Here is a 14309-nt window from a genome sequence, read left to right as displayed (position 1 = left end):
ATAATGCAAAACAAAGAGTTACTTCAAAAACAAGCAAATACAATAAGATTTTTGTGTGCTGATATGGTGCAAAAAGCAAATAGTGGACATCCAGGTGCTCCTATGGGACTTGCTGATATTGTTACAGTTTTAAGTAAGCATATAAAACATAATCCAAAAGATCCAAAATGGATAAATAGAGATAGACTAATTTTTAGTGGTGGACATGCTTCTAGTTTAGTTTATTCATTTTTACACTTAAGCGGATATGATATCAGTTTAGAGGATTTAAAAGAATTTAGACAATTAGGAAGTAAAACTCCAGGTCACCCTGAGTATAGAGATGTACCAGGTGTTGAAGTAACAACTGGACCACTTGGACAAGGAATTACAAATTCAGTAGGTTTTGCAATGGCTGCAAAATATGCTGGTAATATTTTAAATAGTGAAAATACAAAAGTAATTGACCATAAAGTTTATTGTTTATGTGGAGATGGAGACTTACAAGAGGGAATTAGCTATGAAGCTTGTTCTTTGGCTGGGCATTTGAGCTTAGATAATTTGGTTGTAATTTATGATTCAAATAACATTACAATTGAGGGTGATACGAGTATTGCTTGGAGCGAGGATGTAAAGCTTAGGTTTGAAGCTCAAGGTTGGAGCGTAGCAAAGATTGATGGTCATGATTTTGATGAAATTAACGCTGTACTAGAAAATTCAAAAGAGCAAACAAAACCACTATTAGTAATAGCAGATACTGTGATTGCAAAAGGTGCATGTGAACTTGAAGGAAGCCACCATTCTCATGGAGCTCCTTTAGGAGAAGATGAAATTGCAAATGCTAAGAAAAAAGCAGGATTTGATCCACAAAATAAATTTTTTATAGATACCAAAGTAAAAGAACAATTTGAAGCTGAAGCAAAAAGAGGAACTTTAGCTCAAGAGGCGTGGGAAAAAGTAGTAGAAAATGATTTAAGCAATGAGCAAAAAGAACTTTTTGAAAAATTATTAAATCCAGATTTTAGTAAGATAGAGTATCCTAGTTTTGAAGTAGGAGATGGAGTTGCAACTCGTGATAGTAATGGAAAAATCTTAAATGCTATTGCAAAATCAATTCCAGGTTTTATTGGAGGAAGTGCGGATTTAGGGCCTTCAAATAAGAGCGAATTAAAAGGTATGGGAGATTTTCCTTGTGGAAGAAATATCCATTTTGGTATTCGTGAACACTCAATGGCTGCTATTGCTAACTCTTTTGCTTTATATGGCTTGTTTATCCCTTTTAGTGCGACATTTTTTATATTTAGTGATTATTTAAAACCAGCAGCAAGACTAAGTGCACTAATGGGACTTAAAACTTTTTATGTCTGGACTCATGATAGTATAGGAGTTGGAGAAGATGGCCCAACTCATCAGCCAATTGAACAATTGAGTCAATACAGAGCTATGCCTAACTTTTATGTGTGGCGTCCAGCTGATGCTAGTGAAAATGTAAAAGCGTGGAAAAAAGCATTAGAATTAAGTGCTCCAAGTGCTTTTGTTTGTTCTCGTCAAAAATTAAAAGTATTAAAAGATGATAGAGTTATAGGTGATGTTAGTAATGGTGGATATTTGCTCACAAAAAGAGAAAATGCCAATTTAACTTTAATTGCTAGCGGTAGTGAGGTTTATACTTCATTAAGAGCTGCTTGTGCCTTAGAAAAATTAGGAATAAGAGCAAATATAGTAAGTGTTCCTTGTTTTGATTTATTAGTAGAACAAGATAAAGAGTATATAGACTCTATTGTTGATAAATCTACAAAAGTTTTAGCTGTTGAAGCTTCTAGTGGGGTTGAGTGGTATAGATTTGCTGATGATGTTATTTGTATGCAAAGATTTGGTGCTAGTGCTCCTGCTGATAAATTATTTAAAAAATTTGGTTTTAGTGAAGAAAATATAGTAAAAAGAGCTTGTAAGTTACTAGAAGTTGAGTATAAAGAGACAACAAGCTGTGATGTATAAAGCTGTTATTTTTGATTTAGATGGAACTTTGCTTGATACCATTGAGGATTTAAAAATAAGTTGTAATTATGTAATAGAACAATTTGGTATAAAACCTTTTTCTACAAGTGAGTATAAACTCCTTGTAGGAAAAGGTGCAGTCCAGCTTTTTAAAGATTTGTTGCCAAATGCCAGTGAAGATGATAGAAAATTGGCATTAGAAATGTTTGAAAAACACTACGCTAAGCAGTACAGTAAAAATACAAAGCCTTACAATGATATAAATAAACTTTTAACTTTTTTGCAAACTAAGGGCATTAAGATTGCTGTTTTATCCAACAAGCCTCATGCTTTTACAAAAAAATGTGTTTTAAAATATTTTAACAATTGGAAATTTGATGCAGTTTATGGTGTAAGAGAAGGGATTCCTAGAAAACCTAGCCCCGAAGCTGTATTTGAAATTATGCAAGAATTACATGTAAAGCCTGAAGAAACACTTTTTGTGGGAGATACTAAGGTAGATATGCAAACTGCAAAAAATGCCAACATTGATTCAGTTGGTGTATTATGGGGATTTAGGTCACAAAAAGAATTAGAAGAAAATGGAGCAAAATACATAGCTAGCAATCCAAAAGAGTTGATAAAAATCTTAGCTACATTATAAAAGATATTCCATAAACTTAATATGTAAAAAAACTTTTACAAATCTTACGATATAATCCCATTTTTCAAATAACAATGGAGGTTGTTTATGGGCGTAAGTAAGGATCTAGTAGATAAGTATGCTAGTGGAAATTTAGTTATACAGATTTTAATTGGTATTGTCCTTGGTGTTGTAGTTGCATTGGTTTCACCTAGTTTAGCTGGTGCAGTTGCGATTTTAGGAAGTCTTTTTGTTGGTGCTTTAAAGGCTATTGCTCCTATATTAGTTTTTGTTTTAGTAGCAACTGCAATTGCTACAAAAGAAGTAGGTTCACAAATCAATATAAAACCTATAATAACTCTTTATTTGATTGGAACATTTTTAGCAGCATTAATTGCTGTACTTGCTAGCTTTATGTTTCCTGTTAAATTAGTTTTAATGGATAGTGCAAATACAAATTTAAATCCACCAGATAGCGTTGTGAGTGTTTTAAAAACTGTTTTATTTAATATGGTGGATAATCCAGTGAATGCTTTGGCAACAGGTAATTTTATAGGAATTTTGGTATGGGCAATCGCTATAGGAGTTGCCATGCACTATAGTTCAAAAGAAACAAAAAGTATCTTCAATGATGTATCAGTTGGAATTACAAAAATAGTAAAATTCATCATTAGACTTGCTCCATTTGGTATATTTGGACTTGTTGCAAATACTTTTTCTAAAACAGGGTTTGAATCACTCTTGGGATATAGCAAATTATTGGCTGTTTTAGTTGGAACTATGCTTTTTATAGCATTTGTAGTAAATCCAATCATAGTATTCGTAAAAACTAAGAAAAATCCTTTTCCATTAATCTTTACATGTATAAAAGAGAGTGGAATTACTGCTTTTTTTACGAGAAGTTCAGCTGCAAATATTCCAGTGAATTTAAATTTATGTAAAAAATTAAATCTTCATGAAGACACTTACTCAGTTTCTATTCCATTAGGTGCTACTACGAATATGGCTGGGGCTGCTGTTACCATTACTGTTTTAACTTTAGCAACTGTAAATACTTTGGGAATTTTAGTTGATATTCCAACGGCTCTTCTTTTAAGTGTTGTTTCTGCACTAGCAGCTTGTGGAGCAAGTGGTGTAGCTGGAGGCTCACTTTTGCTTATTCCTTTAGCATGTAGTTTGTTTGGTATAAGCAATGACATAGCCATGCAAGTGGTTGCTATTGGATTTATCATTGGTGTAATTCAAGATTCACTTGAAACTGCACTAAATAGCTCAACTGATGTAATTTTTACAGCAGCTTGTCATAAAGAGTAATCAAAACAGATATTTGTTACAATTCCATTCTTGAATAAGCCATTAAAAGGACAAGGATGGAAAATTTATCAAAAAGATATACCCAAATAGAAGAAGTTTGGCATAGTGTTACACATGGAATTGGTGTAGTTCTTAGCATTGTAGGACTTTGTATCCTTGTAGCTTATTCAGCTATAAAAGGAAGCTCTATTAGTATAGTAAGCTCAGCTATTTTTGGTGCAACACTAATAATTGCTTATTCTTCTTCTACTCTTTATCATGCAATTACCAATGAAAAAGCAAAGCAGGTATTTAGACAGTTTGATCATGCTTCAATATATCTTTTAATTGCAGGAACATACACTCCCATAACTTTAGTTTCGCTTGGTGGAACTTTGGGTTGGAGTATATTTTTAATTATTTGGAGTATAGCTATTGTTGGAGTATTGCTAGAATTTTTGTATCCAAATAGATTTAAAAAACTATCTTTGGTTTTGTATCTTGGTATGGGATGGCTCATTGTAGTTGCAATTGGAAAAATTTTAGAAACTATGGATACTAACGGCTTTATTTTAATGCTTTTAGGAGGTATTTTCTACTCCGTTGGGGTTGTATTTTATGTTAAAAAATCAATTCCCTATAATCATATAATATGGCATATATTTGTGCTTTTAGGAAGTATGTCTCACTATCTTATGACTTTATTTTATGTGGTGTAAACAAATAAAAAGTAATTTTTGGATAAAATAGCTATCTTTACTTACTATGTATAGTGAGAATAAAATACAAAATTATAATTGAGGCGAAATATGTTACTACTGACTCCTGGACCAACACCAGTTCCTGAAAATATTAGAGTTGCTATGAGCGAACCAACACTACATCATAGAACTCCAGAATTTGAAGCAATTTTTGCTCAAACAAGAGTGCTTTTAAAAGAGCTTTTTTGCATGGAAGAAGTTTTAGTTTTAGCTAGTAGCGGTACTGGAGCTATGGAAGCTAGTGTTTTAAATCTCTGCCGCTCAAAAGCTTTAACAATAAATGCCGGAAAATTTGGTGAGAGGTTTGGAAAAATCTGTAAAGCTCATAATAAAGAATATAAAGAATTAAAATATGACTGGAATACACCTTGTAGTGTAGAAGATGTAGTTAATGAAATAAAAAATGATGAAGCGATAGATGCTGTTTTTATACAAGTTTGTGAGAGTGCTGGAGGTCTTAGACATCCAGTTGAAGAGATTGCAAAAGAGGTTAAAAAAATACGCAAAGATGTTATGATAGTAGCTGATGGAATAACAGCAGTTGGCGTTGAAAAAATTGATACTTCAAATTTGGACGCACTTATTAGTGGAAGCCAAAAAGCTCTTATGTTACCTCCTGGACTTGCTCTTATTGGATTAAGTGCGGAAGCTATAAAAATCATAGAAGAAAATGGCGTTGGGTATTATTTTAATTTAAAAACAGAGTTGCAAAAGCAAAAGAAAAATACAACTGCATGGACTGCAGCAACAACTCTAATCATAGGTTTAAAAGCTATGTTAGAGCAAATAAAAGTTGATGGTTTTGATAAACTTTATGAGGATACTAAAAAATTATCAGATGCTACAAAAGAGGCTTTAAAAGAGCTTGGATTAAATATTTTTCCAAAATCTCCAGCAATTTCAATGAGTGCAGTTTATGATGAAGATGCTAGCAAGATAAGAAGTATTTTAAAAACAAAATATGGTGTAAATATGGCTGGTGGACAAGACCATGTAAAATCAACACTATTTAGGATTAATCATATGGGATTGGTTAAACCATATGAAATTGCATGGTGTTTGAATTCTATAGAGCTTGCTTTAGATGAACTTGGAAGAAGAGAGTATGATGGAAGAGCAAATTCAATTTTTACAAAAGAGTATTATAAATGATAAATGAACATGAAATCCCAAATGGAAGTAGGTTATATTTTGCAAAAAGTGCCAAACTAAAAAGGCAAATTGAAAGAGTTGCAAGTGATGTTTTAGAAGATGCTGGGTTTGAAGAGATTGTAACTCCATTTTTTTCTTATCATCAACACAAAAGTTTAGATGAAAAAGAGATAATTCGCTTTTCTGATGAGAGAAATAATCTAATTTCTCTTAGAGCTGATAGTACACAAGATGTTGTTAGGCTTATTACAAAAAGATTGGGAAGAACTACAGAACAAAACAAATGGTTTTATATTCAACCTGTTTTTAGATACCCAAGCTTTGAAGTCAATCAAATTGGTGCAGAGTTTATTGGTTCTAGTGATGTGGCTGATTCTATTAAGATTTGTGTTAAAATTTTTGATAAGTTTAATATAAAACCATTGATGCATATAAGCAATATAAAAATCCCAAAGATTATAGCAAAAGAGTTAAATCTTAATTTAGATATTTTTGAGAGATCAGAACTGCAAAAAATACTCTCTTTAAAAATTGATTGGCTAGATAAATTAGCTTGTCTTGTAAAGCCAGAAGATATAGATAGTGTTATTAAAGTAGTTCCAGATGATATAAAAAAAGAGCTTGAAAAAATGAAAAAGCTATATAAAACATGCGGATATGATAATGTGCATTTTTCACCTTTGTATTATGTTAATATGAGATATTATGATGAACTGTTTTTTAGATTTATTCAAAAAAACACAACTCTTGCAAAGGGTGGTAGCTATGAGAGCGAAGGCTTAGAATCAAGTGGTTTTGGTCTATATACAGATTCATTAATAGAAACTATAAAATAGTAATTGATAGGAAGAAAGATGGCTAATAAAGCAGATTTGATAGTAGGAATACAGTGGGGAGATGAAGGAAAAGGCAAGATTGTAGATATGCTTGCTCAAAATTATGATGTGGTATGTAGAAGTCAAGGCGGACACAATGCAGGTCATACAATATGGGTTGATGGAGTAAGATACGCACTGCACCTTATACCTTCTGGAGTTTTAAATAAAGATGCTATTAATATAATCGGAAATGGAGTTGTACTAGCACCCGAATCAATCATAAAAGAGATGGAACAGTTTGAAAATTTAGAAGGAAGACTTTTTATCAGCGATAAAGCACATCTGAATTTACCATATCACTCATTGATTGATATAGCAAGAGAGAAGCTAAAAGGTGATAAGGCTATTGGGACTACTGGAAAAGGAATAGGTCCAGCATATGCAGATAAGATAAACAGAGTTGGGCATAGAGTTGGAGAACTTTTAGATGTAGAAAAACTTTGTGATTCTATTTTAGCTGAATTTGGCGTAAATAAACCACTTTATGATGCTTTACATGTAGAAACTCCAAGTAAAGAAGAATTGCTTGCTCAACTTAAATCATACAAAGAAAAATTAGCTCCATTCATTGCAAATACAACAAAGATGGTTTGGGATGCACTAGATAAAAATAAAAAAATTCTTTTAGAAGGTGCTCAAGGAACTCTTTTAGATATTGACCATGGAACTTATCCTTATGTTACAAGTTCATCAACAGTTAGTGCAGGAGCTTGCACAGGACTTGGAATTAATCCAAAAGATATAGGAATTGTAACAGGAATTGTAAAAGCATATACAACAAGAGTTGGACACGGTCCATTTCCTACTGAAGATTTTGGTGAAGATGGAAAAAGAATGGCTGATGTTGGAAGAGAAGTTGGTACAACAACAGGTAGAAGAAGAAGATGTGGTTGGTTTGATGCAGTAAGCGTTAAATACTCTTCAAGATTAAATGGTTGTGACCAATTTGCTTTAATGAAACTAGATGTTTTAGATGGTTTTGAAAAGATTAAAATTTGTGTTGCGTATGAAGTAGATGGTAAAACGATTGATTATATGCCAAGTAATTTAGATGGAGTTAAGCCAATTTATGAAGAAATAGATGGATGGGATAGTGTTAAAGGCATAAGTGAATATGAAAAATTACCTGATAATGCTAAAAAGTATATAGAAAGAATTGAAGAATTAACAAATACAAAAGTAGGAATAATTTCAACTAGCCCTGATAGAAATGATACAATAGTATTGTAAGTTTTAAAAAAGAGTTTTAAAGGATTTTGCTGAGCTTTCAGAGAAACTTTTCGCTACGCAAAGTCGTATTTGCTAGTTTTGCTCAGTAAAAAGGAGACAATAAAAAGAAATACGACCGTAAGGTTGTGCTTCAGTGAGAGGAATTTTTGCTGGGCTTCGCTCAGTAAAAAGGAGATAATAAAAAGAAATACGACCGTAAGGTTGTGCTTCAGTGAGAGGAATTTTTGCTGGGCTTCGCTCAGTAAAAAGGAGATAATAAAAAGAAATACGACCGTAAGGTTGTGCTTCAGTGAGAGGAATTTTTGCTGGGCTTCGCTCAGTAAAAAGGAGATAATAAAAAGAAATACGACCGTAAGGTTGTGCTTCAGTGAGAGGAATTTTTGCTGGGCTTCGCTCAGTAAAAAGGAGACAGTTAAATGAAAAGCAAGTTCACACCCATAGTCAAAGTTAAAAAACAGATGATGGATAGGGTGGAAACTCTTTTGGCAAAAGCTAGGTATAAAGAACAAAATATATCAAAGAAATTAAGCTTTACATGTAAACAAATTGAAGAGACTAAAGTACCCAAAGAAGGTTCGATTTCTTTGATGCTTCAATTTAGAGAGAATTTGAAAATTTTAAGAGATGAAAAGAGTAATTTATCAAGAGAACTCGAAATTTCTCAAAATGAAATAAAACAACTTCAAGATAAATACAAAAGAGCCAGAATGGAATATGAAAAAATGAAGTATCTTGAAAAAAGAGATTTTGAAGAGTGGATGAAAAAGATTAAAAAGCAAGAACAACTTGATTTGGATGAGGTTTCTACAATGTTGTTTGTAAATAAGGGGTAAAGTTTGAGAATTTTATTTTTATTTTTGTTGTCTTATACCATTTTAAATGCTGCTAGTGTTGATTGTACAAAAATATTTGAAGAAAGAAAGAGTGAGCTTTTAAAAGAGATTGAAAAGATTGATGAAGCAAGACAATCTTTTGAAGCTCTAAGGGCTGCTTCAAATGCTTTATTTGATAAACAAAAAGCAAACTTGGATAAAAAAAGAGCAGATTTAAATGCAACAATGAAAGAGATTGAAGCTAAAAAAGCTCAAATTCAAAAAATGTTAGATGAGAACAAAAAATTATTAGAAGCAATCAATGGTGCTAAAAATGATAAAATATCTCAAAGCTATGCTAAGATGAAAGATTCTGCAGCAGCTTCTATTTTAGAACAATTACCAATCAACGAAGCAGCAGCGGTTATGTTTACACTTGATTCTAAAAAAGTTTCAAAAATTATGGCAAAGATGAATCCAAAAACAGCTTCACAAATAACTCAAAGATTAAGAATTGGACCGCCTTTTGATGAAAATGCAACAAAAAAGTAAAAGAATAAATTATGGATTTTTTAACAATTTTAGCTTTTAGCGGAGCATTGTTTATATTTATGGCTAGTCCAGGCCCTGGAACCTTTGCGATTGTTGCAAGAGCTTTGGGTTCAGGTTTTTCTCATGCATTTGCTATGTCAATTGGCATAGTCATAGGGGATCTTATATTTTTACTAATGGCTATTTTTGGTCTTAGTGCAATTGCTAATATGTTAGGAGATATATTTGTCATAGTCAAATACATAGGTGGAATTTATCTTTTATATCTTGGTGTTAAAATATTTCGTGCAAAACCAAATGAAAAAGAAATTAAGTCATTAAAAAGTGATTCTTTACTCAAAGATTTTGTCTCTGGCTTTTTGATTTGTATTAGTAATCCAAAAGTTATACTTTTTTATTTGGGATTTCTTCCAACTTTTATCAATCTTTCAACTTTAAGTTTATCTGATATCATTTTAGTTTCTTTTTTAGTTGCAACAATATTAACTTTAGTATTAGGAAGTTATGCTTACTTTGCATCTAAAGCAAGAGAAGCTATAAAAAAACCAAAAACTCAAAAGATTATAAACAAGTTTGCTGGTGGCGTTATGATAGGAGCTGGAAGCGCATTGATATTGAAATCATAGTAAACAACTTTTTTGTGACAAAGCAGATATTTACCTAATTTTAGATAAAATGGGAAAAATTATATATAAGGTCTGCATAAATGAAAATCAGATTACCTCACGCACCATATATTGCAAATAAAATAGCTATAGATTTATTAAAGAGTGGTTTTGTTACTTTGCATAGTGGATTAGAACCAGTTGTAAAAGTAGCAGAAGAATTAATCGAAGAAGATATAAAAAAAGAGATGGCACTAGAAGCTAGAGTCGCTGAAATTTTGGATGAAAATGAAGATGATATGGAGTTTATGCAAGTTGATAGACGAAATATGTTTTGGCTTGTAAAGAAAAAATTAGCAAAAGAGTATGAAGTAGTTTTATCTTATGAAGATAGATATAGTGATTTAGCTCATAAGATACAAGAGAAAATTTGGCAAGATAATTTAATTGAGTACAGTGTTAGTGAAAATAGAATTAAAAATATAATTTATAACGCAATGGAAAGTTATATAGAAAGTTTTGAAAGCGTAGAAGAGATAGTTGCAGAAAAAATTGATAATTACAAAAGAAAATTAATTGCTGGAACTCCAGAGTATGATTTGGTCTTTGAAAGACTTTATGAAGAAGAATTAAGAAAAAGAGGGTTACTTCTATGAGTTTAAAGCCTATATATATCTATCTTGAAAATGATGTTTATTTAGAAGCAAAAAGCTTTGGATATAGCGGAACTAAGGTTGGAGAAATAGTTTTTAACACTTCTATGAGCGGATATCAAGAAATCATGAGTGATCCTAGCTATGCTGGACAGTTTGTTGTATTTAGTATGCCTGAGATTGGGATAGTTGGAACAAATGATGATGATATGGAGAGTAAAACAATCCATGCAAGTGGAATGCTTGTTAGAAGTTTGAATGAAGATTACTCGAGTTTTAGAGCAACTACATCTTTAAGTAAATTTTTAAAAACTCACGAAAGTTTAGGAATTTGCGATATTGATACAAGATATTTAACAAAAATGATTAGGGACAATGGTCCACAAATGATGATTGCTTCTACTGAGATAAAAGATAAGGAAGAGTTAAAAAAAATTCTTAAAAACTCTCCTCGAATTGAAGAAGTAAATTACATAGAAAAAGTAAGTACAAAAGAGAGCTATATCCATACTAGTGGGGCTTGGGATGATAAAGAGTTAAAGTATAAAGTTGCTGAGGGAAATCTTGGTAAAAAGATTGTAGCAATTGATTTTGGAGTGAAAAGAAATATCTTAAATGAATTATCAGAAGCTGGACTTGAAGTAGAAGTAGTTCCTCATAGTTTTGATGAAAATGAGCTTATAAAAAGGTATAAAAGTGGAGAAATAAGTGGTGTATTTTTATCAAATGGCCCTGGTGATCCTTTGATACTTAAAGATGAAGTAAAAAAGATACAAAAGCTTATAGAAGAGAAAATTCCAATGTTTGCAATCTGTCTTGGTCATCAGCTTTTATCAATTGCTCATGGTTATCCTACTTATAAATTAAAATTTGGTCAGCATGGTGGTAATCATCCTGTTAAAAATCAAGATAGTAAAATTGTAGAAATAACTGCCCAAAATCACAATTATAATGTTCCTGATAACATTTGTGAAATTGCAAAAACAACTCACATAAACCTTTTTGACAATACAATTGAGGGTTTAAAATATAATGATGAACCTATTTTTTCAGTACAGCATCATCCTGAAGCTAGTCCTGGTCCTCACGATAGCAAGTATATATTTAAAGAGTTTGCAAATAGCCTTTAAATATGGATAATATTAATTTATTTGCAATCATAAGTGTAGCATTACTAGGAAGTTTAGGCCATTGTATTGGGATGTGCGGTGGTTTTATAGTAGCTTATAGTAGCGCTAAAATTGATCCAAAATCATCAAGAATTTCGCAATTTTTTTCTCATATGTTTTATAGCATAGGAAGAGTAACATCTTATACTTTTTTAGGTGCAGTTTTTGGTTATATTGGAAGTGTAATTTCCTTTTCAAAAACGTCAACTGGGTATTTGTATTTTTTTATCGGTTTACTTATGGTTTTAATGGGCTTATCTTTGATGGGAAAAATTAGGTTTTTAACTTCTTTAGAGTGCAGTATATCAAGTGATGGTTGGGTTAAAAAAATATTTTCTTCATTGATTCACTCAAAATCTTACCTTAGTTTTTATGGACTTGGACTTTTAAATGGTTTTTTACCTTGCGGATTAGTTTATTTTTTTGCAATAAGTGCAGCAGCTACAGGTTCAATGTTTTGGGGAGCAGTTACAATGTTCATTTTTGGGATTTCAACAATCCCAGTTTTATTAAGCTTTGGTTTTATTGTTGGATTTTTAAAAAGTACAAGTTTTAGAGAAATTATGATAAAAACTGCATCGGTAGTTATTATGGCTTATGGTATATATATCTCATATGAGGGTTTTATGGCGGTTAGAGGATGAATTTAAAAAGATATCAAGAAGCAATTGAGTCTAGTAATATTGTTTCAAAAACTGATCTAAACGGAGTAATAACTTTTGTAAATGATGAATTTTGCAAGATTTCTGGGTACTCTAGAGAGGAATTGATTGGGAAAAATCACAATATCATAAGACACCCTGATGTTCCAAAAGAGGTATTTGAAAAACTTTGGAAAACTATCAAGGCTAAAAAAACTTATGTATCAACTGTAAAAAATTTAGCAAAAGATGGAAGTACATTTTATGTAAATACGACTGTAATACCTATGGTAAATGAAAAAGACGAAATAGAAGAATTTATTGCAATTCGTTATGATGTTACAGAAAATGTAAAATTAACAAAACAACTTAAACAAAAAGAAGAAGAGCTAGAGCAGTTAAATGCAACATTAGAAGAGAGAGTAAGAAAACAAACAAAAGAGCTAAGAGAGTTAAATGAAAATCTTGAGAAAAGAGTAAAAGAAGAAGTAGAGAAAAATAGAGATAAAGACAGAGTCTTATTTCAACAATCTCGTCTTGCTGCAATGGGTGAGATGATGGGAAATATTGCTCACCAGTGGCGACAACCTCTAAGTGAACTTGGAATAATCTTATATAAAATTAAAAAAATTTTTAAAAGATACAATGATAACAATATAGATTTTGCAGAAGCTTACGAAGAGTCAAAAAAAGTTATAAAAAAAATGAGCGATACTATTGAAGATTTTAGAAATTTTTTTAATCCTCACAGGCCAAAAGAAGTTTTTTCAGTAAAAAATGCACTTGATGAAGCAATGCTCATTATGCAAGGAACTCTTCAAAGGCACGAAATCAAGCTAGATGTGCTTTATCATAATGAAGTTTGGATAAAAGGTTATCTTAGTGAATTTTCTCAAGTTTTAATTAATTTACTTAATAATTCAAAAGATGCCTATAATAAAAAAAGCCTTAACAATAGAGTGATAATTTTAGAAATTAAAAAGTTTGATAAAAATTATGCTATCATTAGCTTTAAAGATAATGCTGGCGGAATAAAAGAAGACATATTAGATAAAATTTTTGAGCCATACTTTACAACAAAACATGCTAGTAGTGGTACAGGTCTTGGGCTTTACATGAGCAGAATGATTGTTCAAAATAGCATGAATGGTACTATAAGTGCATATAATTGTGAAGGTGGGGTATGTTTTGATATAAAGATTCCAGTTTGTGAAAATAAGGAGAAGTGTGATGGGCAATCTTAGCAATTTAACAGTTTTATTTGTTGAAGATGAAAAAGAGTTAAGAAATGCACTCGAAAGTGCAATATCTGATGAATTTAAACAGTTTATTGTTGCTCGTGATGGTGATGATGGATTAAAAAAATTTAAAAAATATAAACCAGATATTGTAGTTACTGATATTTTGATGCCTATTTGTGATGGTTTAGAGATGTCAAAAGAGATTAAAAAACTATCCCGTGAAACTCCTATAATAGTTATGAGTGCATTTAGTGAGAAAGAAAGATTATTAAAAGCAATTGATGTTGGAATAGATAAATATTTAATTAAGCCAATTGATCCAGATGAACTTATGAATACTTTAGAATTAGTAGCAAAAGAATTGCTATCAGTTGATCAAATTACAGAACTAGGTGGTGGATATCAATTTGATAAAATAAGAAAAGTTTTGATAAAAAATGGAGAAACAATTCCTTTGACGAAAAAAGAACTTCTTTTTATTTCTATTTTAGTCAAAAATCTAGGTGTCTTTGTCCTTCATGAAGAAATAAAAAAATATGTTTGGACAAATAAAAACGTAACTGATGCTGCAATTAGGACATTTATTAAAAGAGTTAGAGAAAAAACAGGGAAAGACTTTATAAAAAATGTTCCTGGACTTGGATATAAAATAAACTATGACGAATAAATTTTTGATTTTGATTCTTAAAAATTTATTTAGCCTACTATATTTAACACAAATTT

15 protein-coding genes are annotated in these 14309 nt (G+C 31.2%); all 15 read left to right on the top strand.

All coding sequences use genetic code 11. The annotated features are described in order from the left end of the window. Nucleotides 1-3 precede the first annotated feature (3 nt). The 15 genes from tkt (at nucleotide 4) to ACKGJI_RS10050 (ending at nucleotide 14253) form a co-directional block, all read left to right on the top strand. Nucleotides 4-1977: a transketolase gene (gene tkt, locus ACKGJI_RS10120; RefSeq protein WP_458700177.1), complete on the top strand. Its 1974-nt coding sequence runs from the start codon at nucleotides 4-6 to the stop codon at nucleotides 1975-1977. After that, nucleotides 1970-2620: an HAD family hydrolase gene (locus ACKGJI_RS10115; protein ID WP_458700176.1), complete on the top strand. Its 651-nt coding sequence runs from the start codon at nucleotides 1970-1972 to the stop codon at nucleotides 2618-2620. The genes tkt and ACKGJI_RS10115 overlap by 8 nt, the downstream gene beginning before the upstream one ends. Before the next feature lie 87 nt (nucleotides 2621-2707). Next, nucleotides 2708-3913 (top strand): serine/threonine transporter SstT, encoded by a 1206-nt coding sequence (gene sstT, locus ACKGJI_RS10110; RefSeq protein ID WP_458700174.1) that lies wholly within the window; start codon nucleotides 2708-2710, stop codon nucleotides 3911-3913. A gap of 56 nt (nucleotides 3914-3969) precedes the next feature. Then, the gene (gene trhA / locus ACKGJI_RS10105; protein ID WP_458700172.1) at nucleotides 3970-4611 is read left to right on the top strand and encodes a PAQR family membrane homeostasis protein TrhA; all 642 of its coding nucleotides are present in this window, start codon (nucleotides 3970-3972) and stop codon (nucleotides 4609-4611) included. Nucleotides 4612-4701: 90 nt separating this feature from the next. After that, nucleotides 4702-5805: a pyridoxal-phosphate-dependent aminotransferase family protein gene (locus tag ACKGJI_RS10100; protein ID WP_458700171.1), complete on the top strand. Its 1104-nt coding sequence runs from the start codon at nucleotides 4702-4704 to the stop codon at nucleotides 5803-5805. After that, nucleotides 5802-6641 (top strand): ATP phosphoribosyltransferase regulatory subunit, encoded by an 840-nt coding sequence (locus tag ACKGJI_RS10095; protein WP_458700170.1) that lies wholly within the window; start codon nucleotides 5802-5804, stop codon nucleotides 6639-6641. The genes ACKGJI_RS10100 and ACKGJI_RS10095 overlap by 4 nt, the downstream gene beginning before the upstream one ends. 18 nt (nucleotides 6642-6659) lie before the next feature. Further along, nucleotides 6660-7913, top strand: coding sequence for an adenylosuccinate synthase (locus ACKGJI_RS10090; protein ID WP_458700169.1), 1254 nt, complete (start codon nucleotides 6660-6662; stop codon nucleotides 7911-7913). Nucleotides 7914-8329: 416 nt separating this feature from the next. Next, nucleotides 8330-8746, top strand: coding sequence for a flagellar export protein FliJ (locus ACKGJI_RS10085; RefSeq protein ID WP_458700168.1), 417 nt, complete (start codon nucleotides 8330-8332; stop codon nucleotides 8744-8746). Between the two features lie 3 nt (nucleotides 8747-8749). After that, a complete protein-coding gene (locus ACKGJI_RS10080) occupies nucleotides 8750-9277 on the top strand; it encodes a MotE family protein (protein WP_458700167.1) in 528 nt (175 codons plus the stop codon). A gap of 11 nt (nucleotides 9278-9288) precedes the next feature. Next, nucleotides 9289-9903: a LysE family translocator gene (locus tag ACKGJI_RS10075; RefSeq protein WP_458700165.1), complete on the top strand. Its 615-nt coding sequence runs from the start codon at nucleotides 9289-9291 to the stop codon at nucleotides 9901-9903. Nucleotides 9904-9983: 80 nt separating this feature from the next. Further along, entirely contained in the window at nucleotides 9984-10538 is a 555-nt protein-coding gene (locus ACKGJI_RS10070; RefSeq protein ID WP_458700164.1) for a DUF507 family protein, read from the top strand. Next, the gene (gene carA / locus ACKGJI_RS10065; protein WP_458700163.1) at nucleotides 10535-11665 is read left to right on the top strand and encodes a glutamine-hydrolyzing carbamoyl-phosphate synthase small subunit; all 1131 of its coding nucleotides are present in this window, start codon (nucleotides 10535-10537) and stop codon (nucleotides 11663-11665) included. The genes ACKGJI_RS10070 and carA overlap by 4 nt, the downstream gene beginning before the upstream one ends. A gap of 2 nt (nucleotides 11666-11667) precedes the next feature. Further along, nucleotides 11668-12348, top strand: coding sequence for a sulfite exporter TauE/SafE family protein (locus ACKGJI_RS10060; RefSeq protein ID WP_458700162.1), 681 nt, complete (start codon nucleotides 11668-11670; stop codon nucleotides 12346-12348). Continuing rightward, nucleotides 12345-13589 (top strand): PAS domain-containing sensor histidine kinase, encoded by a 1245-nt coding sequence (locus tag ACKGJI_RS10055; RefSeq protein ID WP_458700161.1) that lies wholly within the window; start codon nucleotides 12345-12347, stop codon nucleotides 13587-13589. The genes ACKGJI_RS10060 and ACKGJI_RS10055 overlap by 4 nt, the downstream gene beginning before the upstream one ends. Beyond that, nucleotides 13576-14253 (top strand): response regulator transcription factor, encoded by a 678-nt coding sequence (locus ACKGJI_RS10050; RefSeq protein ID WP_458700160.1) that lies wholly within the window; start codon nucleotides 13576-13578, stop codon nucleotides 14251-14253. Before ACKGJI_RS10055 ends, ACKGJI_RS10050 begins: the two co-directional genes overlap by 14 nt. Nucleotides 14254-14309 lie beyond the last annotated feature (56 nt).

The sequence above is a fragment of the Sulfurospirillum sp. 1307 genome (genome assembly GCF_054408545.1).
Note: the sequence above shows the minus strand (reverse complement) of the source record. Positions and strands in the feature narration are given on the sequence as shown.

Coding starts and splice junctions, on each gene's coding strand:
- tkt (WP_458700177.1), top strand. CDS start 4: ATGCAAAACAAAGAGTTACTTCAAAAACAAGCAAATACAATAAGATTT.
- ACKGJI_RS10115 (WP_458700176.1), top strand. CDS start 1,970: ATGTATAAAGCTGTTATTTTTGATTTAGATGGAACTTTGCTTGATACC.
- sstT (WP_458700174.1), top strand. CDS start 2,708: ATGGGCGTAAGTAAGGATCTAGTAGATAAGTATGCTAGTGGAAATTTA.
- trhA (WP_458700172.1), top strand. CDS start 3,970: ATGGAAAATTTATCAAAAAGATATACCCAAATAGAAGAAGTTTGGCAT.
- ACKGJI_RS10100 (WP_458700171.1), top strand. CDS start 4,702: ATGTTACTACTGACTCCTGGACCAACACCAGTTCCTGAAAATATTAGA.
- ACKGJI_RS10095 (WP_458700170.1), top strand. CDS start 5,802: ATGATAAATGAACATGAAATCCCAAATGGAAGTAGGTTATATTTTGCA.
- ACKGJI_RS10090 (WP_458700169.1), top strand. CDS start 6,660: ATGGCTAATAAAGCAGATTTGATAGTAGGAATACAGTGGGGAGATGAA.
- ACKGJI_RS10085 (WP_458700168.1), top strand. CDS start 8,330: ATGAAAAGCAAGTTCACACCCATAGTCAAAGTTAAAAAACAGATGATG.
- ACKGJI_RS10075 (WP_458700165.1), top strand. CDS start 9,289: ATGGATTTTTTAACAATTTTAGCTTTTAGCGGAGCATTGTTTATATTT.
- ACKGJI_RS10070 (WP_458700164.1), top strand. CDS start 9,984: ATGAAAATCAGATTACCTCACGCACCATATATTGCAAATAAAATAGCT.
- carA (WP_458700163.1), top strand. CDS start 10,535: ATGAGTTTAAAGCCTATATATATCTATCTTGAAAATGATGTTTATTTA.
- ACKGJI_RS10060 (WP_458700162.1), top strand. CDS start 11,668: ATGGATAATATTAATTTATTTGCAATCATAAGTGTAGCATTACTAGGA.
- ACKGJI_RS10055 (WP_458700161.1), top strand. CDS start 12,345: ATGAATTTAAAAAGATATCAAGAAGCAATTGAGTCTAGTAATATTGTT.
- ACKGJI_RS10050 (WP_458700160.1), top strand. CDS start 13,576: ATGGGCAATCTTAGCAATTTAACAGTTTTATTTGTTGAAGATGAAAAA.